This window comes from Pseudomonas sp. GW456-12-1-14-TSB6 (assembly GCF_059424205.1).
Genome location: NZ_JBWKZE010000013.1, coordinates 55,505 through 76,472 on the forward strand (window position 1 = coordinate 55,505; position 20,968 = coordinate 76,472).

Consider the following 20,968-nt stretch of genomic DNA (forward strand, 5'->3'; position numbering starts at 1 on the left):
GCGATAGCGCTGTGGGATGAAGCTACGGGGCCTACGTTGCAATTCGCCGGATCATCAATCAAATTGTTTGTTGTTATGCCAGCCATCAGTGAGGGTTATTCATGAACCTGTTCCAGCTCCGCGCCTTCGACGCCGTGGCCCGGGAAGGCAGCTTCACCCGTGCCGCCGCGCGGTTGTTCATCAGCCAGCCGGCGGTCACCGGACACATCAAGGCGCTGGAGGAGCATTATCAAATCACCCTGTTACGACGCACCGCGCGCCGGGTCGAGCTGACCGAGGAGGGCACCAAACTGGCGGCAATCACCCGGGCGATGTTCGGCATGGCCGAAGAGGCGCAGGCGCTGCTGGAAGCCAATCGGCAGTTGCTGACCGGACGCCTTGAGGTGGCGGCGGACGGCCCGCACATGGTCATGCCGATGCTTGCCAGCCTGCGGGCGCACTATCCGGGGATCACGGTGAATCTACGGTTGGGCAACGCTCAGGAAACGTTGGCGGCGTTGTTGTCCGAGCATGCCGATGTGGCGGTGCTGACCGAGGTGGAACCGCGCAAAGGGCTGCATCTGCAAGCATTGAGTGAATCGCGGATCTGCGCGCTGGTGCCGGCGGGACATCCGTGGGCGGCTCGCAGCGGTGAGGTCAGGCTCAAGGAGCTGGATCAGGTGATCATGGTCTTGCGCGAGCCGAGTTCGATTACCCGGCGCACCTTTGATCAGGCCTGTGCCCAGGCGTCGGTCAGTCCACGGGTGTTGCTCGAACTGGACAGCCGCGAGGCGGTGACGGAAGCGGTGGCGGCTGAGTTGGGGGTAGGTGTGGTGTCATCGGTGGAGGTCAGTCATGACCCCCGTGTCGTCGCGATTCCCATTGCCGGAGAAGGGCTGGTAAACCGGCACATGATCGGCTGCGTGGAGCGGCGGCGGGAGCTACGGTTGATTCAGGCGTTTTTCGGGTTGGCCCCCAACTGATCACCACCAGATCGTTCCCACGCTCTGCGTGGGAACGCCTCAAGGGACGCTCCGCGTTCCAGCTCTCGAATGGGACGCGGAGCGTCCCGGGCTGCATTCCCACGCGGACGGTTCGACGCCTCGACGTGGGAACGATCTACGGGAGGCTTTCGCGCACCATTTCGAGAAACGTCGCCACCACCCGCCGCGAACTCTGCTCGCGCAGGCACACCAGTGTCTCGGTCAACCGCCGGGTGCAATCGGTGATCGGCAGCGCGCAAACCCGTGAGTCCGCACCAAACTCCGCCGCCGACACCACCCCCACGCCAATCCCCACCACCACCGCCTCCCGTGCTGCTTCCCGGCCTTCGACCTGAATCGCCGGGCGGATGCGGAAACCGGCGCGGGCCATTTCTTCTTCCAGGGTCTGGCGGGTCACCGAGCCGTGTTCGCGCAGCACCAGCGGCGTGTCGTCCAGATCTTCCAGGCAGATCGATTCACGCTCGGCCCACGGATGATGGCGCGAGACGAACGCCACCATCGGGTCGTTGCGCAGCGGCACACACAGCAGGCGTTCATCGCTGACATCGCGCCCGAGCAACGCCAGATCGGCCTGATAGTTGAACAGTCGAAACAGCGATTCATCGGTGTTACCGGTCTCGATCTTTACGCTGATCCCCGGGTAGCGTTCGCAGAACCGGGCGATCTGCGGCAACACATGCACCGGCGCATCCACCGCCAGAATCAGGCTGCCGGTCTGCAAGGCCTGAGACTCCTGCAACAACTCCTGAGCTTCGGCCTCGACCACAAACAGACGCTGGGTGATCGCCAGCAAGCGCTCGCCCAAATCGGTCAGGCGCACCGAGCGTTTGTTGCGATGGAACAGCAACACACCGAAGCGTTCTTCCAGCTTGCGCACCTGGTCGGAAATCGCCGGCTGCGTCAGATAAAGCCGCTCGGCGGCCTTGGTGAAGCTTCCGTGCACGGCCACGGCGTGAAAGGCTTTGAGCTGTGCGTGTGAAACCGACATGTTCTGACTCCAGTAACAAGCTGAGCTTATGTGTGAAATACGATAAATCGATTTTATTTATTAAACAGTAATTGCTTTGATCGGCTCACGCCAACGCTGACTGCCCGGTCGGGCAGCGATGCTGGCCATGAGCCTGTGCGTGCAAAACCAGGACTCATCTGACCGGTGTCGCCAAAGGGACGGGGTGATATCGCAGTGCTCAACAATAAAAACACAGGCGTTTACTCATCGATTCTGCCGGCACACTCACACCCTGAGGTCAGAACCACAATGAACAAGCACATCGGCACCATTGCGCGTTGGCGCATGCAGATCTTCGCTGTCACCTGGCTCGCTTACGCCGCGTTCTATTTCACCCGCAAAGCCTTTTCGGTGGCCAAACTGGGCATCGCCGAAGACCCGAGTTTCACCCTCGACAAAATGGCCATGGCCAACCTCGACGCGATTTACCTGGCGGCCTACGCCATCGGCCAGTTCACCTGGGGCATGCTCGCCGACCGCTTCGGCCCACGGGTCGTGGTGCTTGGCGGGTTGCTGATTTCCGCTGCGGCAGCGCTGGTGATGGGCAGTTTTGCGACCTTGCCAATCTTCGCCACCTGCATGTTGATTCAGGGCCTGGCGCAGTCCACCGGTTGGTCGGGGTTGTGCAAGAACCTCGGCAGTTTCTTCCCTTCCGAACAACGCGGGCGCGTGCTCGGGTTGTGGAGTTCCTGTTATGCATTTGGCGGTCTGGTGGCCTCGCCGTTCGCCGGTTGGTGGGCGTACACGCTGATCGGTTCGTGGCACGCGGCGTTCATTTCCAGCGCGGCGGTGGTCGCGGTGGTGGCGGTTTTGTTCTTTATCTTCCAGCGCGACAAACCGGAAGATGTTGGCCTGCCCGCCGTGGAGCCGGAGCCGGTGATCAGCGCCGAAGAGGCCGAAGCCAACAGCAAACTCAGCGTCTGGGAGCCACTCAAGGAAATCCTGCGCAACCGTACGGTGCTGGTGCTGGGTCTGGCGTATTTCCTGCTGAAACCGGCGCGTTACGCGATTCTGCTGTGGGGCCCGGTGATTGTGTTCGAGCAGATGCCTTCGGTCGGCAAGGTCGGTGCGGCGATCATTCCAACGGCATTTGAACTGGCGGGCCTGCTGGGTCCGATCATGATCGGCCTGGCCTCGGACAAACTGTTCGGCGCCCGCCGCATGCCGGCCTGCGTGTTGAGTCTGCTGGCGCTGACCGTGACCCTCGCGCTGTTCATGGGCGCCTTGCACACCGGCAGCGTGATGCTGGTGGTCGCATTGTTGTTCGTGATGGGCCTGACCCTGTACGGCCCGGATTCGATGATCAGCGGCGCAGCCGCCATCGATTTCGGCAAGGCCAAGGCCGGCGCCACGGCGGCCGGATTCGTCAACGGCTGCGGCTCGGTCGGTGCGGTGCTCGGTGGTTTGCTGCCGGGTTACTTCGACTCGGTGACGGTGTTCATCGTGTTCGCCGGTTGCGCGCTGTTTTCGGCGCTGGTGCTGATTCCGCACTGGAACAGCCGCCCGGTCGGCGTCATGGAACCACGTGCCTACGTGCCCAACCGCGCCCTGACGATCAAACCCCTGCGTAACTGAAAACCCTCGCCTCGCGGCCTGCTGCGGCACTCGCGGCAGGCTGTGCCGTGGCCGACTGACTGGAGAATTTTCATGAGACCGTTTTGGCTGGAGCAGGCTTTGCAGCTCGACACGTCCGAACCTTGCCCGCCGCTGCAAGGCGATGTGCGCACCGACGTGTGTATCGTCGGCGGCGGTTACACCGGGTTGTGGACAGCGATCATGCTCAAGCAGCAGAACCCCGAGCTCGATGTGTTGCTGATCGAAGCCGACATTTGCGGCGCCGGCGCCAGTGGGCGCAACGGCGGTTGTGCGCTGTCGTGGTCGGCGAAGTACTTCACTCTGGAACGACTGTTCGGCGTCGAGGAGGCGGTGCGGCTGGTCAAGGAATCCGAGCGCAGCATCCACGCCATCGGCGAGTTCTGCGAGCAGTACGGCGTGGATGCCGATTACCGCCTCGACGGCACGCTTTACACCGCCACCAACCGCGCGCAATGCGGCTCGACCGATGCGGTGATTGCGGCGCTGGAGCGCAATGGCATCAACTCGTTTACCCAGCGGCCGGTCGCCGATGTACAGCGCATGGCCGGATCGGAAAAACATCTGGAAGGCTGGTTCTCGCCGGCCGCCGCCAGCGTGCAGCCGGGCAAACTGGTGCGCGGCTTGCGCCGGGTGGCGTTGCAACTGGGCGTGCGGATTCATGAAGGCACGGCGATGACCGGGCTGGAGGAGGGCCGGCCGGCGCGCCTTCACACGGCGAGCGGCCGGGTGACCGCCGACCGCGTGGTGCTGGCGATGAACGCGTGGATGGCCCGCGCGTTCCCGCAGTTCGAGCGCAGTGTGGCGATCGTCTCCAGCGACATGTTGATCACCGAACCGCGTCCGGATCTGTTGCAGGAAATCGGTTTGACCAGCGGCGTGACCGTGCTCGATTCGCGGATTTTCGTGCACTACTACCACAACACCCCGGACGGTCGGATCATGCTCGGCAAGGGCGGCAATACCTTCGCTTACGGCGGGCGGATGTTGCCGGTGTTCGACCAGCCCTCGCCCTATACCGGGTTGCTCAAGCGCAGCCTCGACGACTTCTTCCCGGCCTTTGCCGATGTGAAAGTCGACGCAACCTGGAACGGCCCCTCGGATCGCTCGGTCACCGGCCTGCCGTTCTTCGGCCGGATGAGTGCCAGCGGGAATGTGTTCTACGGTTTCGGTTATTCCGGCAGCGGTGTCGGGCCGTGCCACATGGGCGGGCAGATTCTCGCCTCGCTGGTGCAGGGCCTCGACAACCCGTGGACGCGTTCGCCACTGGTCAACGGGCCGCTGGGTTACTTTCCGCCGGAGCCGATCCGCTACCTCGGCTCGCTGATGGTGCGCAACGCCATTCGCCGCAAGGAGCGCGCCGAGGATCACGGTCGGCGGCCCCGGCATCTTGATGTGCGTCTGGCGAAATTCGCAGCGGCGGCGGGCAAGGCCGACAAGGCTTGAGCGTCAGCGCGGTGGGGCGGAGCGGTTGAGCAGCCAGTCGAGCAAGAGGTCGTCGTCGGGCTCGGCTTCCGTGGGCTGCGACGCTCGGGGGCGGCAGGCGTCGAGGCAGAGGATCGGTCGGTCGGGATCGCTGTCGAGAAAACTGACCCAGACTTCGCTGCCGGCGCAGGGAAGATTTTCCCGAGGTACGCAGGCGTCGGCATGGGGCATGACCAACGGCAGCCACAACCCTTCGCTTGCGCCGTCAGGTGAATGTTCCGGCCATAACCGGACGGCCATGCGTCCCTGATCGTCCACCTGCGCCGGTTGCCCCGGTGCACCAAGCAATTGCGCCGGGTGATACCCCGGAATGCGCGGACGCGGTTGTTTCGGCGGCGGGCGAAACGGGGTCGACCAGGGCAGCGCCGAGAAGTCGTTGTGATACCGGCGAACCGTGGGTACCGGATCGAGAATCGAAGGTTGCTGGCCCTGATGACGCAATTCGGTGATCAGCCACTGCTCGTTGAAGGCGTTCACCGGGTGCTCCGTGACTTGCAACAGGCGTCCGCTGAGCAGGCGCAGACAATCGCTGCGGCCCTGAATCGAGCGCGACCGGCAGCGTTGGCGCTCGAGTAGACGGCGACTGCGCTGGGTGGCGTGACGTTGCGCAGTTGGCAGAGACTCCTGTGGGGCGACGGTACTGCCCAGCGTGTGATTGGCGGCCTCATGACCCTTGATCGGTTGCCCTCGCTCTCGTACGCCGGCAGGCATCGGAGGCAGTATTGCCTCATGCCGCTGGGACAGGCTGCTGAGGCCGCTGGTTGGCGCATCGAGTTGGGTGTTGAAAGGAATCGCCGTCAGTTGCTGTGGCAGGCTCAGGCTGTCATCGGCGAACACCACCACATGGCCGTCCGGCTGATGTTCGAAGTGGTAGTGAATGCCTTCCTCTTCGCAAAGCCGTTGCAACAGGGCCAAATCGGTTTCGTCGTACTGAATGCAGAACGGACGCGGCGGATAGTGGCCGACGGTCATCTCGATCCGGTAGCTGTGGGCAGGCAGGTGATGTTCGCTGAGCAGTTGCTCAAGGATGGCCGGCACGCTCAGTTGCGTGAATACCCGGCGTACGGGATGTTGCTCCAGCGTTTGCAGATGCGGCATCAGCACCAGTTGGTAGGCGATCCGGTGCGTTGCGCGATGTTCGCAGCTGGCACTTTGAATGATGCCGTGAACTCCGTGGTCGTCGTCCAGATGCAGAAACGCCGTCTGATGCAGCAACGTGCCGGGTGACCAGGCGGGCGCCAGGCCCATGACCTCGATCTCGAACCGATAGGGCTGATTCAACGCTTCATGACCGCTGAAGCGCAGGACCGGCAGGCTAATTCCGCCTTCGGCCAGGGTCAGCGAAAACGGACTTTCCTTGTCATTGAGCATGTGGGTCGGGCTCTGTCAGGCAATACGGGCGAAAGAGGGTACGAAAACGCGACGTTGATTGGACGTGGCAAACCGGTTTTTCAGAATCGCCCTACAAGGCGCGTAGAAGATGTCGATCCGCAGCGGATTTTTTGGTCGATTGCCGACTTTAGGCCGTATAAACTTGCCGCCATGCGTCGGCCAATAGATGTCTCGGCGCCACAGATCAAGAGAGTGAGTAATGGGCGCACAGTGGAAGGTTAAACACAAAGAAGCGGCAGCCAATGCCAAGGGCAAGATCTTCGGCAAACTGGTGAAGGAAATCACCATTGCTGCGCGTAACGGTGCCGATACCGCCACCAACGCACACCTGCGTCTGGTGGTCGAACAGGCCAAGAAAGCCTCGATGCCCAAGGAGACCCTGGACCGCGCCATCAAGAAGGGCGCAGGCCTGCTGGGCGAAACCGTTCAGTACCATCGCGTGACCTACGAAGGCTTCGCGCCGCATCAGGTGCCGCTGATTGTCGAGTGCGTCACCGACAACATCAACCGCACCGTGGCGGAAATCCGCGTGGCGTTCCGCAAGGGCCAACTGGGTGCATCCGGTTCCGTTGCCTGGGACTTCAACCATGTCGGCATGATCGAAGCGTCGCCGGACACCCCGGACGCCGATCCGGAAATGGCCGCGATCGAAGCCGGCGCGCAGGATTTCGAAGCGGGCGAAGAGGGTGCGACCCTGTTCCTGACCGATCCGACCGACCTCGATGCCGTGCAGAAAGCCCTGCCGGAACAAGGCTTCACCGTGCTGTCGGCCAAACTCGGCTACCAGCCGAAGAACCCGGTCAGCGGTCTGAGCGACGAGCAGATGGCTGAAGTCGAGGCGTTCCTCGAAGGCCTGGACAACCATGACGACGTGCAGGACATGTTCGTCGGTCTGGCCGGCTGACAACCCAAAAAATCGCAGCCCTCGGGCTGCGATTTTTTTCAGGCGTGCTGTAACGCCTGGCTGATCTCGCCGAACCCCGGCCGCGCCAGCACGTCCGGCTGACAGCACTGCTGTTCCAGGGCCTCCAGCGCCTGACGTTGTTCATCACTCAACCCCGAGTCGATGCGCGCCAGCAGTTCCCCCAGCAGAATCCCGAATGCCCGCACTTCGAGGCGTTGCAGCGCACGGGTTTCAGGCGTGTCCGCCGTGGCATGGAATGACGCCGCGCCAAAATCCCCCAGCAGACAATCGCCCTGATCGTTCAACAGAATGTTGTGTCCGTAGAGATCGCCATGGGTGATGCCGTGACGGTGCAGATGCCCGGCGACCGAGGCGATGCCCCGGGCAATACGCAGGGCGACGTCGGCACTGAAACGGCAATCATCGGCATACACATCCCGTGAACAGGACGCCAGGCTCGGCAGTCCGGCCAGGTTGCGGTAACTCGAATCGATCAGTTGCATCACCAGGCCTTGCTGACCATCGGGATGCTGGTCGATGCGGCCTTCGACGCGGATCAGGTTCGGGTGCAGCCCGGCGGTGATGCACGCGTTCATTTCATGCAGCGGCGAGCCGTCGCTGGTCATCTCACCCTTGTACAACTTGACCGCCACGGGCGTGGCCGGCTGATTCGCAGGCTGCCACTGTGCCCGGTAAATCACCCCGGAAGCGCCTTCGCCCAGCCGTTGCTCCAGCTGCAGCGCCGACCAGTCGATCAGGGGCGCGTTGTTGAGCGCGTCGGCATCGGCTTCGGTTTCCAGCGGATTGCCGGCGTAGGCCAGCCAGGTCAGGCTCGGCAAGGTCAGCAGCCATTGCGGCAGCTCGGTCAACTGGTTGGCGGCAATACGGATCAGTTCCAGCCGATGGCACTGGCTCAGTGACGGCGGCAGCGTGCGCAGGCGATTGCCGGCGAGCATGAGCTTTTGCAACAGCGGACGCTCGCCCAGTTCCGTGGGCAGGGTTTCGATGGCGTTGTCGGTCAGGATCAGCCAGCGCAACTGCGGCGGCAGCGCCGCGCCGGGCACCTGAGTGATCCGGTTGGCCTTGAATCCGACCATCGATAGCGTCTGGCATTGGCCCAGGCACGCCGGCAATTGCTTGAACTGATTGTCCGAGCAGAACAGCACGCGCAGGCGCGTCAGACGGTACAGGTCATCCGGCAGACTGCTCAGGGCATTGCCGCTGAGGTTGAGCACTTCCAGCGTGTCGGCCAGGTTGAAAATCTCCGGTGGAAATTCGCTCAAGCCTTCAGCCAGATCCAGCCGGGTGATGCCCGACAGTTCGCCGGCGCGCAGTTGTGCAAGGGTGTGCATGAAAAGGATCGCTATCTGGAAGGCGCCCGAGCGCCGGAAATGGGCGGCATGATAACGGCAAATCAGCCCGGTTCGTGCACTTCGCGCAATTGCCCGAGCCGGCTGCGGGTGCGGGCCAGATCGATCGCCTGGCCGCCGAGGCTTTCACGCAACGGGAGCTGGCCGAGCAGGGTCAGGTGTTTGTCCTGGTCGTAGAGCACGTCGATCAGATTGATGAAGCGTTGCTGGGCGGCGATCGAACACTCGCCCAACTCTGGCAGCTCATCGATGATCCAGTGGTCGAAGCGCCGGCACAGTTCCAGATAGTCCATCACGGCGGTGGGCTGTTCGCAGAGGTCGTTGAAGGTGAAACCGACGCGCCGGTCTTCGCACAGTCGCGCCTGCAAATGGCGGCTGCCGACTGCCAATGGCAACGGCGTGGTGCCGAGTGGCGGCAGCTTCAAAGCCTGGCGCTGCGCCGGGGTGGCCGGCCAGACGTAATAGCCTTGGGTGAACACCTGATGCGCATGCCGACGCGCCTGGCTGCGGTAATCGTGCGGGCCGCCGACTTCCATGACCTGCATGCGCGCATTGATCAGGTCGATCACCGGTTTGAACCGCGCGTGGTACAGCGGGTTGGGCAGCAAGCCTTCGGGCGGGTAGTTGGAGGTCACCAGCAACAGGATCCCGCGCTTGAACAGCGCCTTGAACAAGCGGGAGATGAGCATCGCATCGCCGATGTCATGCACATGAAATTCATCGAAACACAGCACCCGACAATCCATCAGCAGCGCATCGAGGGTAACGGCCAGGGCATCGTCGCAGTCACGATGCTCGAACATGCCTTGGTGCAACTGGGCGAAGAACCCATGGAAGTGCAGACGGCGCTTTTGCGCGATCGGCAACGCCTCGAAGAATCCGTCCAGCAGCCAGCTCTTGCCGCGCCCGACCGCACCGTGCAGATACAGGCTGGGCGGGGTTTGCGCAGGGGTGCCGAACAACAGGCCGGCCTGCTGCGCCATGCAGTCGATGACCCGCTGCTGGCTGTGGCTGAGGGTGTAGCCCTGGCCGTGGGCCTTTTGCCGGAAGTAGTCGCGGACCGATTGCGCGCTGGCAGCGCACTGGCCCGCAGCGGTACTGGAGCGTTTGCCGAAGAAGCGGCGCAAGGCTGGCCAGCGATGGGTCAGACGCGAACGTTCGGGCGGTCGGGCGGGCACTGCAGTCACTCCGTCATCATCGGGCCGGCTCCCCGCGAGCGCGGCGGCGTAGTGTAACCAGACGGGTAGTTTTGCTTCCACTGCGCTTTATCGTTTTTCCAGACAGTAATCTGCGGTGTGTACAGGTTTTTTCAACATTATGACTCGACCTGTTGCCAACCTTTCGAAACAATTCCCGGCGGGTGACTGGATCCAATCGACTGGCGCAATCGGTGTCCGTTGCTAACCTGAAACACTGTAACGGCAGATACGCCGTCGCGATCAGGGAGCGGGCGGTGAAAGCAGGGATGGTCTGGGCATTGCTGGGCGGGCTCGCGGCACCGGTCCACGCCGCCGATCTTCAGGTCGAGGTGCGGGTCGATGTGCAGCGCGGTTGCCAGTTGGTTGGCCAGCAACGTGAAGCCGGTATCGAACAACTGGGCGTACTCGACTTCGGCACCACGGCGCGGCTCGGCGACCGGGACGGGCCACTCGGAGCGGCGCTGACGAATTCGCGCCTGCCGCGTCTGGAATGCAACCCGGACACCCCGTACCAGTTGCGTGTCGATGGCGGCCTGCACGGTGGCGTCGGTGAGGTGCGCTATATGGTGGGGGAGGCCGGCAGCAAGCCGATTCCTTATCGCCTGTATCAGGACGCTGCGCGGCGGGTGCCGCTGGTGGTGGATGTGCCGGTCAGTGGCCGGGTGCCGGACAGCGGCACGGTGGACTTGCCGCTATACGGGCGGATCGAACGGATGGCAGAAGTGCCACGGGTCAGCCGGTATTCGGATCTGGTGAAGGTGACGGTCACTTGGTGATCGCGGCGTTTTTTCAGCCATCCGCTGGATCCGGGTGGCGCAGGGAAGGGCGTTCAGTGATGAGCGCAATGTTCGAGTGATCCTGAAGGAGTAGGCGCTCAATGATGGGCAGACACGGGCGGGTAATCGCCATAGCCACGCTGCTTATGTTCGCCGAGGTCGCGCCAGCGGCAGTCAGTGGGCAGATCGTCGCGCGGCTGACGTTGATCGCCGGCTGCGAAGTGACCAACGCCTCCAGCCCCGCCAGCCCGGTGGATGGGCTGGGCTCTCTTGATTTCGGCCAGCAGGGCCCGACCTGGAACGCACCGATCAAGGCCAGCCTCAGCGAAGCAGGCAGCGGCCAGCTGAATGTCGCCTGCAACCCTTCGGTCACCGGGTTCACCGTGACCATCGACGGCGGCACCCATGGCGACGGCACCACCCGCCGCCTGAGCAACGGGCGCCAGACACTTCCCTATCAGCTGTTTCTCGATGCCTCCGGCAGCCAGAGCTACAGCATTGGTCAACAACACAATTTCGCTGTCACCAGCGGCGCACAGATACCCATTCCGGTATTTGGTTCGGTGGTGGCGAACACCCGTGCGGTACCGGCCGGTGTCTATACCGACACCCTGACGGTGACGCTCGACTGGTAACCCCGTAGAGGACGGACACCATGCGTACGATTGCATCAAGGATAGGTTTGTCGTTGCTCGGCCTGACGCTCGCTTCCAGCGTCAATGCCGCCACCACGGTCACCGGCCAGATCACTTCCAGCCTGACCCTGATCAGCAGTTGCCAGGTCAACGGTTCCGGCGGTTCTACCGGGCTGAACTTCGGTGCGTTGAACTTCGGCACCGCCAACAGCCTGTTCACCACGGCCACCGGGCAGGTGCTGGGCGGCGGGGGCGGGGCGCTGTCGATCCTGTGCTCGGCCGGCACCACGCCGACGGTCAAGGTCCGGGCCGGCGCCCATGACGGGCTCTCGCCGGGTGGCACTCGCGCGTTGTATGACGGAGTGGCCAATTACGTGCCGTATGACCTGTACACCGACGCCGGGCACTCGCAATTGCTGGCCATCGACGGGGTGATCAACCTCGCGGCCAGCACCGGTGTGGCGCAGACCGTAAACATCTACGGTCAGGCGGTGGGCAAGGCCGGGCTGCCGGCGGGCACGTACACCGACACGATTTCCGTTGAACTGACGTTCTAGCGCCATGGGCCGGCATGGCTGTGCTTCGCTGCTCCTGCTGTGTGCGGGCAGCTTGCCGCTGCCGTTGGCGGCGGTGACCAGTCATAGTTTTCAGGTCAGTGCCACGGTGACACCGGGCTGTCTGGTGGTGGGGGGCGTATCGAATTATGGCGGGCTGAATTTCGGTTCGCGCTCGGCGCTGGCCACCGGCACGGTACAGGTCGCGTTGACCGGTGGCGTGACGCTGCAATGTACGCCGGGGGTGGCGCTGAACATGACGGTCGATGGCGGCCAGTACAACAGCGGCGGGCGACGCATGCAGATCAGCGGAGGCAGCGCGAAGGTGGCGTATGCGCTGTTTCGCGATGCGGCGTACAGCCAGAGCCTGGGCATCGGCCAGAGCGTGGCGGTGGCCTACAGCGATGCGAACAACATCAGTCTGCCTATCTACGGGCAGGTGCAATTGCCGGGCAATCAACCCGGGGGGACATACAGCGATGTGTTGCAGGTGCAGCTGTCGTGGTGATGTGAAATGACAAGGAGCAGGTTTATGGGGTTTTTCACGTCACGCTATTCGTTCGCGTGTTGCGCCGTGCTGGCGCTGGTCATGTTCGGGACGCTCAAGGCCCAGGCCGCCAGTTCGGTGCTGATCTGGCCGATCGATCCGGTGTTGGAGGCCGATCAGCAGGCCAGTGCGCTGTGGCTGGAAAATCGCGGCACGGAAACCGCCAACCTGCAGATCCGCGTGTTTGGCTGGAGCCAGAGCGGTTTCGAAGAGCAATACCGCAATCAACGCGAGGTGATCGGCAGTCCGCCGGTGGCGAAGATCGAGCCGGGTCAGAAGCAACTGGTGCGCCTGACCCGTACCAAGGACGTGCCGCCAGGCCAGGAGCTGGCGTACCGGATCATCATCGATGAAATCCCCTCGGCCCAGCCGCCCGTCGCCGAAGACGGCAAGACCGCTGCGGCGATCCGCTTCCAGATGCGCTACTCAGTACCGCTGTTCGCCTATGGCGCGGGTTTGTGGAGCAAGGAGGACAGCGCCCGCCAGCGTGATCCCAAGGGCATCGGCCTGCCGCAATTGAGCTGGCGCACGGTGGCGGTGGAGGGCCGTCCTTATGTGGAAGTGCGCAATCAGGGCGCGGTTCATGCGCGGCTGACCGATGTCGCCATCAAGCAGGGTGGCCAAAGCAAACCGTTGGCCGAGGGTCTGCTCGGTTACGTATTGCCCGGCGCGGTGATGCGCTGGCCGGCACCGGGGCCGGTGGCGGGAGAGCTGGCGGGACGGATCAATGGCGCGGCCAAGGTGCAGAGCATTCCGCCGGCGCGATAGCCATAGCGAGTCATGTCGAAGTGATCAGGCTTCGGCGCCAGCGGTTTCAGGAGGAATCAGTCCATTGACGGACGTAACACGCTAATGAGTCCGGGATGGGCTCGACGTATTCAGCGTCCGTTGTGGCTCATGACCGGCGCGTGGTGCCTGATGTTCATTCATCCATCCGGGGCCGGTGAACTGCCGCCGCCTCCCAGCGGCATGGAGGCCGTGAGTGATGCACAGTTGTTTCTGGAACTGGTGGTCAACCAGATGAATACCGGTCGGGTGGTGGCGGTGGAGCAGCGCGGCGGGCGCCTGTTCCTGCCGGCCAGCGTATTGCGCGACACCGGCATGAAGCTGCCGGAAGAGGCCGGTGCCGAAGTCGATCTAGACGGCCTGCCGGGCCTGCACAGCGATTACGACAGCGTCAGCCAGCGCTTGCTGCTCGACGTGCCGCCGGACTGGCTGCCGGAGCAGTTCATCGGTAACCGTGAAGTCTATCCGCGCACCCCGGCGCTGAGCAGTTTCGGCGCTTTGTTCAACTATGACCTCTACCTCAATGACACCGACGACGCCGGCACTTATCTCGCGGCGTGGAACGAGGTGCGGCTGTTCGACAGTTGGGGCACGTTGTCGAACACCGGGCAATATCGCCGTACGTTGTCGGGGGATGCGGTCAGCACGCTGGACAACGGCTATCTGCGTTACGACACCACCTGGCGCTACTCCGATGATGAACGGATGCTGACCTACGAGGCCGGGGACGTGGTCAGCGGCGCCTTGCCCTGGAGCAGTTCGGTACGGCTGGGCGGTGTGCAGTTCTCAAGGGATTTTGCGGTGCGTCCGGATCTGGTGACCTATCCGCTGCCGCAGTTCGCCGGGGAAGCGGCGGTGCCGTCCTCGGTGGATCTGTTCATCAACGGCTACAAGTCCAGCAGCACCGACCTGCAGCCGGGGCCGTACACCCTGACCAACATTCCGTTCATCAACGGCGCTGGCGAAGCGGTGGTGGTGACTACCGATGCGCTGGGCCGGCAGGTGTCGACCACGGTGCCGTTCTACGTCACCAGCAGCCTGTTGCAAAAGGGTCTGAGCGATTTTTCGGTGGCCGCCGGTACGTTGCGCCGGGATTACGGCCTGAAGGATTTCAGCTACGGGCCGGGCGTGACTTCGGGCAGTCTGCGCTACGGCGTCAGCGACACCTTTACCCTGGAGAGTCACGCCGAAGCGGCGGATACCCTGACCCTAGGGGGACTGGGTGGCAACCTGCGGCTGGGCAATTTCGGGGTTCTCAACAGTGCGATCAGCCAGAGTCGTTTCGACGGTGACGGCGGGCAGCAGCTGAGCCTCGGTTATCAATACAGCGGCCAGCGCTACAGCTTTTCCTATCAGCGTCTGCAACGCCGTGACCGCTATGCCGACCTGACGGTCGTGGACAGTCCCTACACCACACTCAGCCGGCGCAGTGAACAGGCGACCCTGAGCCTCAACCTCGAGCGCTGGGGCAGTCTCGGCGTCGGTTATTTCGATATTCGCGCGGCGGACGAAACCCGTACGCGGCTGCTCAACCTGAGCTGGAGCAAACCGCTGTGGCGCAACAGCAGTTTCTACCTGTCGGCCAACCGCGAAATCGGCGACAGCAACTGGGCGGTGCAGGCGCAACTGGTGATTCCGTTCGACCTGCGCGGCAGCCTGGCCGTCAGCAGCGAACGCAGCAAGACCGGGCAGACGCAGCAGCGGGTCAACTACAGCCGCGCTGTGCCGTCCGAGGGCGGGGTGGGCTTCAATCTCGGCTACGCCAAGGGCGACGGCGCCGATTACCGCCAGGCCGATGTGACCTGGCGCCTGCAATCGGTGCAACTGCAGGCCGGCGTCTACGGGACGTCCGACGCCGAAACCCGTTGGGCCGATGCCAGCGGTTCGCTGGTGTGGATGGATGATCAAGTGTTCGCCGCCAACCGCATCGACGATGCGTTCGTGGTGGTCAGCACCGATGGCTACGCGGACATTCCGGTGCGCTACGAGAACCAGCAGGTCGGCCAGACCGACCGTAACGGCCACTTGCTGGTGCCGTGGAGCAGCGCCTATTACCGCGGCAAGTACGAAATCGATCCGCTGAACCTGCCGGCCAACGTGCGCAGCCCGAATGTCGAACAGCGTGTCGCCGTACGGCGGGGCAGTGGGTATCTGCTGGAGTTTCCGCTGAGCCGGGTGATCGCCGCGAGCATCGTGCTGGTGGATGCGCAGCAAAAGGAATTGCCGCTGGGCAGTGGCGTGCTGCACGAACAGAGCGGCACGCGAACGGTGGTCGGCTGGGACGGGCTGGTCTATCTGGAAAATCTCCAGGCACAGAATTCGCTGCGGGTGACTCTCGCGGACGGCAAGACTTGCCAGGCGCAATTCAGCGTCGATCTGCAGCAAGATGAAGTGCCGCTGATCGGCCCGTTGGTGTGCCAATGATCCGGGCGCGGCTTGTTCTGTGGCTGTTATTGCTGCTGCCGGGGCTGGCGCAGGCGCTGTGTTCGGTGGTCACCACCACACCGGCCGGGTTCGGCAACATCAGTTCGATCGCCGTGCGCACCACCTCGCAACCCAGTTCTACCCTGAACGGAGGCTTGAGTTGCACCGGTTCGCTGCTGTCGCTGTTGACCAACAATGACCATTTCTGGGCCACCGTCACTTCGACCCAGAGCGGTTTGCTCGGGCCCACCGGCGACGTGATCGGTTACACGATCTACGCCAACAACAGTACCAGTTACCCGCTGACCCGAGGCACCGCCTATGACTTCGCCCGCAACGGCATCATCGACGCCCTCGGTTTGCTCAGCGGTACGGTGCCGAAAACCGTTCCGCTCTACTTCGGCACCACCATCGGCAGCAACGTGGCGGCCGGGGTGTATACCGAGACCCTGAGCATTTTCTGGAACTGGAATTATTGTTCGGGCATCGGTGTCGGCGGGCTTTGCCTGGGCCGCGACATCAACAGCGGTACCACGACACTGACGGTCAACCTGACGGTGTCCAACGATTGCACCATCACCGCGCCGAACATCGCTTTCGGCAGCGCGCCGGTGGTCAGTGCGTTCACCCAGGTTACGGGGCAAACCATCAACCTCGCCTGCACCAAGGGCAGTGCCTATACCGTAGGGCTGAATGACGGGCAGAATGCGCTGAGCGTCGGCGGACGACGGCGGATGATTTCCGGCAGCAACTATCTGGCCTACGACATTTTCAAGAGTGCCGGGACCACCCGTTGGGGCAGTGTCGGCGCGGCTCGTCGGGCCAGCAGCGATGCCGAGGTCAATCCCGGCAACGGCCTGGGCACCGGTAGCCAGATCTTCAATTACAACGCGAAAATCTACACCGACCAGACCACGCCGCCCGCCGGAACCTACCTGGACAATGTGGTGCTGGATGTCGGGTTCTGAACCGGCTAGAAGCTCAGCGATTGCTTGAGCATTTTCGCCGCCGGGGTATCGGTCGGGCTGACCATCGCGTAGTTGTAGCCCTTGCCGGACCAGTACTCGGCCTGCAGATCCCCGTCCTGGCGGCTGCCCCGTGGCAGGAAGGTATTTTTCGGTCCCGGTGGACGCACATAGAAACTGACCTTGTGCCCGCTCTGGTCTTCATACATCACCATCGCCGCCGGGCCTTCATCGGTGCTCAGCAGACGACCGCTGACCGGTGCAAACCCGGCTGCCGTCAGGTCCGGCAGACGATTGGCCTGAGTGAAATAACGGTCGAGCCAGCGCTGGATGTCACCGTCGCCATCGACCTTGTAGTCCGCCGGCAGAAGCCCTTGCTGGGCGATCAAACGGTACGCCTGCAAGGCATCCGTCATCGGCGCCGGAGGATGAAACACGGTCATGTCCCGGGCCTTCCAGCCACCGACACCGCCGAGGCTGACGGCAATCAGCAACACCGCCGCGCTGGCCCACTGGCGGCGCGATTGGCGTTTGAGGCGCTGACGGATCAGCGCCGGATCGAGGTCCGGATTGGCCGGCTGTTGCAAGGCGCCGCCGAGGGCGGCACGCAGGTGCTGGGCGTCCTGTTGCCAGGCGCGAACCTGCGCCGCTTCGTCCGGGTGACTGGCGAGCCAGGTTTCCAGCACATGCCGGTCGGCCTCGCTGAGCTGGTGGTCGACGTAGGCGTGCAGGTCGCGTTCGTTGGGGGGCAGACTGATCATTTGAGTATCCGCAAGGAAGGGCTGCTGATTTCCCCGTCGCTGAGCTGGCGCAGGGCCTGGCGAGCACGGGACAGGCGCGACATCACGGTGCCGGTGGGGACGTCGAGAATCTCGGCGACCTCCTTATAGGTCAGGCCTTCGACCGACACCATCAGCAGCAGCGCGCGCTGTTCGGTGGGTAGTCGGTCGAAGGCCTTCAAGGTCGATTGGGCAATGACGGTGCGTTCCACCGAGGGCTCGGCGTCATCGCGGCCGGTGAAGAATTCGAGCATCCGCGCATACCGCCGCGAACGCCGATGCGCATCGAGAAACTGCCGGTACAGGATCGAAAACAGCCAGGCGCGCAGATCGCCGTCGGCGCGTTTGTCGCCCCAACCCGACAGCGCGCGCTCCAGACTGGCCTGTACCAGGTCGTCGGCGCTGCTGCTGTTGCGTGTCAGCGACACGGCAAAACGCCGCAATCTGGGGATTATTTCTCGCAGTTGTTCGTCGAATTCGCTCATGAAGTTCTGCTAGTCGCTACGCTGTGGACTAGGAAGACGCCCGGCATTGGAGGTTATTCCACGTTCTGAAAAATAAATACCGGGCCGTGGAATAAATCCCGATGGCGTGCGTCTTGCTGATTCTTCCTACTTGTGGCCGATGGCCCTGGAGTGCTTCATGGTTGATCGCAGTTCATCGCCCGGCGGGCCACAACGCCCGCCACTGAGTGCCGCGAGCCTGGTGTTGCGTCTTGGCGGAATCGCCGTGGTAGTCGCAGCCCTGGCCGGGGCGTTTGCCTACGTTCATGGTTCATTTGACCCACAACGCCTGACGCCAAAAGCGCTGGTCGATGTGCTGGAAAAGAACAACGGCGTGCATCCGGGCTTTCGCCGCAATCACGCCAAAGGTGTGTGCGTGATCGGACATTTCGAGAGCAGCGGCGAGGCTCGCTCGTATTCTGTCGCGCAAGTGTTCAACGAGCCGCGCACTCCGGTGGTCGGGCGCTTTGCGTTGCCAGCCGGCAGTCCGTATGCGCCGGACAGCGCCGTACCGATCCGCAGTCTGGCGCTGCGTTTCACTCAGGCCAACGGCCAGCAGTGGCGCACCGGGATGAACAGCATGCCGGTGTTCCCGGTTGGCACGCCCGAGGCGTTCTATCAGTTGCAGCAGGCGCAATCGCCGGATCCCGCCACCGGTAAACCGGACCCGACCAAGGTGCCGGCATTTTTTGCCGCACACCCGGAGGCCGTGCCGTTTCTGACCTGGATAAAAACCGCCAAACCCTCGGCCAGTTACGCGACGGAAACCTACAACAGCGTCAACGCGTTCTATCTGGTGGATGCCAGCGGCAAGAAGCAGGCGGTGCGCTGGAGCATGACGCCTCTGGCCCAGGACGCTGCCGGTGCGACCGCGCCTGAAGGTAGCGATTTCCTTGAAAAAGACCTGGTGCAGCGCCTGGCGGAAGGGCCGTTGCGCTTTCAGTTGAACATCACCTTGGCCAACGCCGACGATCCGGTGAACGATGCGAGCAAGACCTGGCCCGCCGGCCGCAAGATGTTGAACGCCGGCACCCTGGTGCTGGAAAAGACCCAGCCGCAGCTCAGCGGCGAATGCCGTGACATCAACTACGATCCGCTGGTGCTGCCGGCCGGCATTCAGGGTTCCGACGATCCGCTGCTGGCCGCGCGCTCGGCCGGTTACGCCGATTCCTACCTGCGTCGCACCAGCGAAGTCAGCCAACTGCCAACCGGCAAAAAGGAGGCTCGCCCATGAGCACGCAACCGACTCATTTCAATCCGCTGGCGCGGTTGCTGCACTGGTTGATGGCGTTGATGATCATCGCGATGTTGTTCATCGGCGCCGGTATGGTGACCTCGGTGTCGGCGCGGCATGAATGGTTGATCAACCTGCATAAACCGTTGGGCATCGCGATACTCGCTTTGGTGATCGTGCGCATTCTGGTGCGACTGGGCACCCGTCAGCCGCCGCTGCCGGCGGATCTGCCGGGCTGGCAAGTGATGGCGGCCAAGGCCTCTCATCTGTTGCTGTACGCGCTGATGCTGGTATTGCCGCTGCTCGGCTGGGCGATGATCAGCGCGGCGGGGGATCCGGTGATGCTCGGCACGTCCCTGCAATTGCCGTCGATCGTGCCGGCGGATGCGCAGGTGTTCGCGTTGCTGCGCAAGGCTCATGGGTATCTGGCGTATCTGTTGTTCCTGACCGTGCTGCTGCACTTGGCGGCCGCGCTGTTCCATGGCTGGGTGCGCCGCGACGAAGTGCTCGACAGCATGCTGCGGGGACGCAATCGCGGTTGATCGTGTGTCAGTCCGACGTGGCGAGGGCGCAAGCCGCCTCGCCACGTTTCCGGGTGGCCAGCGTTCGCCACCAGTACAGCAACGCGACCATGTTGATTGCGGCACCCAGCCAGCAGACGCCCGGCCATCCTGCCCAGGCGTACATGGCGGTCGAGGCGATTGAGCCCAAGGCGCTGCCTATCGAGTAAAACAGCATGTAGCCGGCGGTCAGTCGGCTTTGCGCCTCCGGGCGGACGCTGTAGATCATGCTCTGGCTGGTGACGTGCACGGCCTGCAAGCCCAGATCCAGGGTGATAACGCCAAGCAGTAGCGCCCATAGTGATAACTGGGTGAGCGCGATTGGCAACCACGAGCCCAGCATCAGCAGCAGCGACAGACCGCTGACCCATTGCCCCCATCCTCTATCCGCCAAGTGTCCGGCTCTGGCAGCGGCCAGTGCGCCGGCCGCGCCGGCGAGTCCGAACAATCCGATCTCACTGTGGGAGAGCGACAGCGGCGGGGCGGCCAGCGGCAACACCATCGGCGTCCACAACACCATGGCGCTGGCGAAGGTGAGCAGGGCGAGGATTGCTCGTTGGCGCAGCACCGGTTCTTCACGAAACAGGCTGAACACTGAGGCGATCAGTGCCACGTAACGCGTGGTCGGTCGTGCTTCTTCATCCTTGGGCAACACCCGAAACAGCAGCGCGGCCATCACCAGCGTCAATCCCGCCGACAGCAGATAGATCGAGCGCCAGCCGGCCAGATCAGCCATGCCGCCGGCCACCGTGCGCGCCAGCAGAATGCCGACGACGATGCCGCTGGTGATCACGCCGACCACCTTGCCGCGTTGCGCCGGGACGGCCAAGGTTGCGGCGTAGGCGACCAGAACCTGGGTGACCACGGCCAGCAGGCCGGTCAAAGTGACGCCGATCAGCAGCCAGGCGCTGTTCGAGGCCAGAGCGATCATCAGCAAGGCTGCGGCGGACAACAGCGTTTGCGTGACGATCAGCCGCCGGCGGTTGAGCAGGTCGCCGAGGGGTACGAGCAATAACAGCCCGAAGCCGTAGCCGACCTGGGTCAAGGTCATGACGATGCCGATGCTGCCCGGCGACAGGCCAAAGGCGTTGGCCATCGCATCCAGCAGCGGCTGGGCGTAATACACGTTGCCCACCGCGAGGCCGCAAGCGATGGCAAAAAGCAGCACGACATCTTTATCGAGTGTTGCAGTTTTCATGTCCCGGGTCCTTTCAGGTTTCAAGTTGAAACTTGAATGACGGTAAGTAATCCGGTTTTTATTTGCAACCTG

Annotated in this window: 20 protein-coding genes; 13 read left to right on the forward strand and 7 right to left on the reverse strand. The window is 63.2% G+C overall.

Going from position 1 to position 20,968, the window contains the following annotated elements:
- Positions 1–101: 101 nt before the first annotated feature.
- Entirely contained in the window at positions 102–962 is an 861-nt protein-coding gene (locus AC07Y2_RS14335) for a LysR substrate-binding domain-containing protein (protein ID WP_103386198.1), read from the forward strand.
- 136 nt (positions 963–1,098) lie between these two features.
- On the opposite strand, the gene AC07Y2_RS14340 is transcribed toward AC07Y2_RS14335, so the two are convergent.
- Positions 1,099–1,971 (reverse strand): LysR family transcriptional regulator, encoded by an 873-nt coding sequence (locus AC07Y2_RS14340; protein WP_103386197.1) that lies wholly within the window; start codon positions 1,969–1,971, stop codon positions 1,099–1,101.
- A gap of 270 nt (positions 1,972–2,241) precedes the next feature.
- Between AC07Y2_RS14340 and AC07Y2_RS14345 the strand changes: the two genes are divergently transcribed.
- Positions 2,242–3,567: an MFS transporter gene (locus tag AC07Y2_RS14345; RefSeq protein ID WP_007951542.1), complete on the forward strand. Its 1,326-nt coding sequence runs from the start codon at positions 2,242–2,244 to the stop codon at positions 3,565–3,567.
- Between the two features lie 66 nt (positions 3,568–3,633).
- Positions 3,634–5,031 carry an FAD-dependent oxidoreductase gene (locus AC07Y2_RS14350; RefSeq protein ID WP_170844910.1) on the forward strand — a complete coding sequence of 466 codons (1,398 nt, stop codon included), beginning with the start codon at positions 3,634–3,636 and terminating at the stop codon, positions 5,029–5,031.
- Between the two features lie 3 nt (positions 5,032–5,034).
- On the opposite strand, the gene AC07Y2_RS14355 is transcribed toward AC07Y2_RS14350, so the two are convergent.
- Positions 5,035–6,441, reverse strand: a complete 1,407-nt coding sequence (locus AC07Y2_RS14355) for a type VI secretion system Vgr family protein (RefSeq protein WP_103386196.1) — start codon at positions 6,439–6,441, stop codon at positions 5,035–5,037.
- A 220-nt stretch (positions 6,442–6,661) separates the two neighbouring features.
- On the opposite strand from AC07Y2_RS14355, the gene AC07Y2_RS14360 reads away from it, so the two are divergent.
- The gene (locus AC07Y2_RS14360; RefSeq protein WP_011335021.1) at positions 6,662–7,366 is read left to right on the forward strand and encodes a YebC/PmpR family DNA-binding transcriptional regulator; all 705 of its coding nucleotides are present in this window, start codon (positions 6,662–6,664) and stop codon (positions 7,364–7,366) included.
- A 38-nt stretch (positions 7,367–7,404) separates the two neighbouring features.
- Here AC07Y2_RS14360 and AC07Y2_RS14365 read toward each other — a convergent pair whose 3' ends face one another.
- Together AC07Y2_RS14365 and zapE are read right to left on the reverse strand one after the other, a co-directional pair.
- Positions 7,405–8,718, reverse strand: coding sequence for a leucine-rich repeat-containing protein kinase family protein (locus AC07Y2_RS14365; protein WP_103386195.1), 1,314 nt, complete (start codon positions 8,716–8,718; stop codon positions 7,405–7,407).
- Positions 8,719–8,780: 62 nt separating this feature from the next.
- A complete protein-coding gene (gene zapE / locus AC07Y2_RS14370) occupies positions 8,781–9,914 on the reverse strand; it encodes a cell division protein ZapE (protein ID WP_103386194.1) in 1,134 nt (377 codons plus the stop codon).
- Between the two features lie 287 nt (positions 9,915–10,201).
- Between zapE and AC07Y2_RS14375 the strand changes: the two genes are divergently transcribed.
- From AC07Y2_RS14375 to AC07Y2_RS14405, 7 genes are all read left to right on the forward strand, one after another.
- Positions 10,202–10,711, forward strand: a complete 510-nt coding sequence (locus AC07Y2_RS14375) for a Csu type fimbrial protein (protein ID WP_039767541.1) — start codon at positions 10,202–10,204, stop codon at positions 10,709–10,711.
- Positions 10,712–10,812: 101 nt separating this feature from the next.
- Positions 10,813–11,346: a Csu type fimbrial protein gene (locus AC07Y2_RS14380; RefSeq protein ID WP_039767539.1), complete on the forward strand. Its 534-nt coding sequence runs from the start codon at positions 10,813–10,815 to the stop codon at positions 11,344–11,346.
- A gap of 20 nt (positions 11,347–11,366) precedes the next feature.
- On the forward strand, positions 11,367–11,903 hold the full coding sequence (locus AC07Y2_RS14385; RefSeq protein ID WP_039767536.1) for a Csu type fimbrial protein: 537 nt from the start codon (positions 11,367–11,369) through the stop codon (positions 11,901–11,903).
- A 4-nt stretch (positions 11,904–11,907) separates the two neighbouring features.
- Positions 11,908–12,408 (forward strand): Csu type fimbrial protein, encoded by a 501-nt coding sequence (locus tag AC07Y2_RS14390; RefSeq protein WP_039767535.1) that lies wholly within the window; start codon positions 11,908–11,910, stop codon positions 12,406–12,408.
- Between the two features lie 24 nt (positions 12,409–12,432).
- Positions 12,433–13,215 carry a fimbrial biogenesis chaperone gene (locus AC07Y2_RS14395; RefSeq protein WP_039767533.1) on the forward strand — a complete coding sequence of 261 codons (783 nt, stop codon included), beginning with the start codon at positions 12,433–12,435 and terminating at the stop codon, positions 13,213–13,215.
- An 84-nt stretch (positions 13,216–13,299) separates the two neighbouring features.
- Positions 13,300–15,657 (forward strand): fimbria/pilus outer membrane usher protein, encoded by a 2,358-nt coding sequence (locus tag AC07Y2_RS14400; RefSeq protein WP_103386193.1) that lies wholly within the window; start codon positions 13,300–13,302, stop codon positions 15,655–15,657.
- Positions 15,654–16,625, forward strand: a complete 972-nt coding sequence (locus AC07Y2_RS14405) for a Csu type fimbrial protein (protein ID WP_103386192.1) — start codon at positions 15,654–15,656, stop codon at positions 16,623–16,625. Before AC07Y2_RS14400 ends, AC07Y2_RS14405 begins: the two co-directional genes overlap by 4 nt.
- A gap of 5 nt (positions 16,626–16,630) precedes the next feature.
- Here the strand turns inward: AC07Y2_RS14405 and AC07Y2_RS14410 are convergent, their stop codons facing one another.
- Positions 16,631–17,383 carry an anti-sigma factor family protein gene (locus AC07Y2_RS14410; protein ID WP_039767526.1) on the reverse strand — a complete coding sequence of 251 codons (753 nt, stop codon included), beginning with the start codon at positions 17,381–17,383 and terminating at the stop codon, positions 16,631–16,633.
- The gene (locus AC07Y2_RS14415) at positions 17,380–17,886 is read right to left on the reverse strand and encodes an RNA polymerase sigma factor (protein WP_011335011.1); all 507 of its coding nucleotides are present in this window, start codon (positions 17,884–17,886) and stop codon (positions 17,380–17,382) included. The genes AC07Y2_RS14410 and AC07Y2_RS14415 overlap by 4 nt, the downstream gene beginning before the upstream one ends.
- Positions 17,887–18,043: 157 nt before the next feature.
- On the opposite strand from AC07Y2_RS14415, the gene AC07Y2_RS14420 reads away from it, so the two are divergent.
- Positions 18,044–19,138: a catalase family peroxidase gene (locus tag AC07Y2_RS14420; protein ID WP_074689016.1), complete on the forward strand. Its 1,095-nt coding sequence runs from the start codon at positions 18,044–18,046 to the stop codon at positions 19,136–19,138.
- Positions 19,135–19,680: a cytochrome b gene (locus AC07Y2_RS14425; RefSeq protein WP_011335009.1), complete on the forward strand. Its 546-nt coding sequence runs from the start codon at positions 19,135–19,137 to the stop codon at positions 19,678–19,680. Before AC07Y2_RS14420 ends, AC07Y2_RS14425 begins: the two co-directional genes overlap by 4 nt.
- Positions 19,681–19,687: 7 nt before the next feature.
- Here AC07Y2_RS14425 and AC07Y2_RS14430 read toward each other — a convergent pair whose 3' ends face one another.
- Positions 19,688–20,896, reverse strand: a complete 1,209-nt coding sequence (locus tag AC07Y2_RS14430; RefSeq protein WP_103386191.1) for an MFS transporter — start codon at positions 20,894–20,896, stop codon at positions 19,688–19,690.
- Positions 20,897–20,968: the final 72 nt, after the last annotated feature.

Coding starts and splice junctions, on each gene's coding strand:
- AC07Y2_RS14335 (WP_103386198.1), top strand. CDS start 102: ATGAACCTGTTCCAGCTCCGCGCCTTCGACGCCGTGGCCCGGGAAGGC.
- AC07Y2_RS14340 (WP_103386197.1), bottom strand. CDS start 1,971: ATGTCGGTTTCACACGCACAGCTCAAAGCCTTTCACGCCGTGGCCGTG.
- AC07Y2_RS14345 (WP_007951542.1), top strand. CDS start 2,242: ATGAACAAGCACATCGGCACCATTGCGCGTTGGCGCATGCAGATCTTC.
- AC07Y2_RS14355 (WP_103386196.1), bottom strand. CDS start 6,441: ATGCTCAATGACAAGGAAAGTCCGTTTTCGCTGACCCTGGCCGAAGGC.
- AC07Y2_RS14360 (WP_011335021.1), top strand. CDS start 6,662: ATGGGCGCACAGTGGAAGGTTAAACACAAAGAAGCGGCAGCCAATGCC.
- AC07Y2_RS14365 (WP_103386195.1), bottom strand. CDS start 8,718: ATGCACACCCTTGCACAACTGCGCGCCGGCGAACTGTCGGGCATCACC.
- AC07Y2_RS14375 (WP_039767541.1), top strand. CDS start 10,202: ATGGTCTGGGCATTGCTGGGCGGGCTCGCGGCACCGGTCCACGCCGCC.
- AC07Y2_RS14380 (WP_039767539.1), top strand. CDS start 10,813: ATGATGGGCAGACACGGGCGGGTAATCGCCATAGCCACGCTGCTTATG.
- AC07Y2_RS14385 (WP_039767536.1), top strand. CDS start 11,367: ATGCGTACGATTGCATCAAGGATAGGTTTGTCGTTGCTCGGCCTGACG.
- AC07Y2_RS14390 (WP_039767535.1), top strand. CDS start 11,908: ATGGGCCGGCATGGCTGTGCTTCGCTGCTCCTGCTGTGTGCGGGCAGC.
- AC07Y2_RS14395 (WP_039767533.1), top strand. CDS start 12,433: ATGGGGTTTTTCACGTCACGCTATTCGTTCGCGTGTTGCGCCGTGCTG.
- AC07Y2_RS14400 (WP_103386193.1), top strand. CDS start 13,300: ATGAGTCCGGGATGGGCTCGACGTATTCAGCGTCCGTTGTGGCTCATG.
- AC07Y2_RS14405 (WP_103386192.1), top strand. CDS start 15,654: ATGATCCGGGCGCGGCTTGTTCTGTGGCTGTTATTGCTGCTGCCGGGG.
- AC07Y2_RS14410 (WP_039767526.1), bottom strand. CDS start 17,383: ATGATCAGTCTGCCCCCCAACGAACGCGACCTGCACGCCTACGTCGAC.
- AC07Y2_RS14415 (WP_011335011.1), bottom strand. CDS start 17,886: ATGAGCGAATTCGACGAACAACTGCGAGAAATAATCCCCAGATTGCGG.
- AC07Y2_RS14420 (WP_074689016.1), top strand. CDS start 18,044: ATGGTTGATCGCAGTTCATCGCCCGGCGGGCCACAACGCCCGCCACTG.
- AC07Y2_RS14425 (WP_011335009.1), top strand. CDS start 19,135: ATGAGCACGCAACCGACTCATTTCAATCCGCTGGCGCGGTTGCTGCAC.
- AC07Y2_RS14430 (WP_103386191.1), bottom strand. CDS start 20,896: ATGAAAACTGCAACACTCGATAAAGATGTCGTGCTGCTTTTTGCCATC.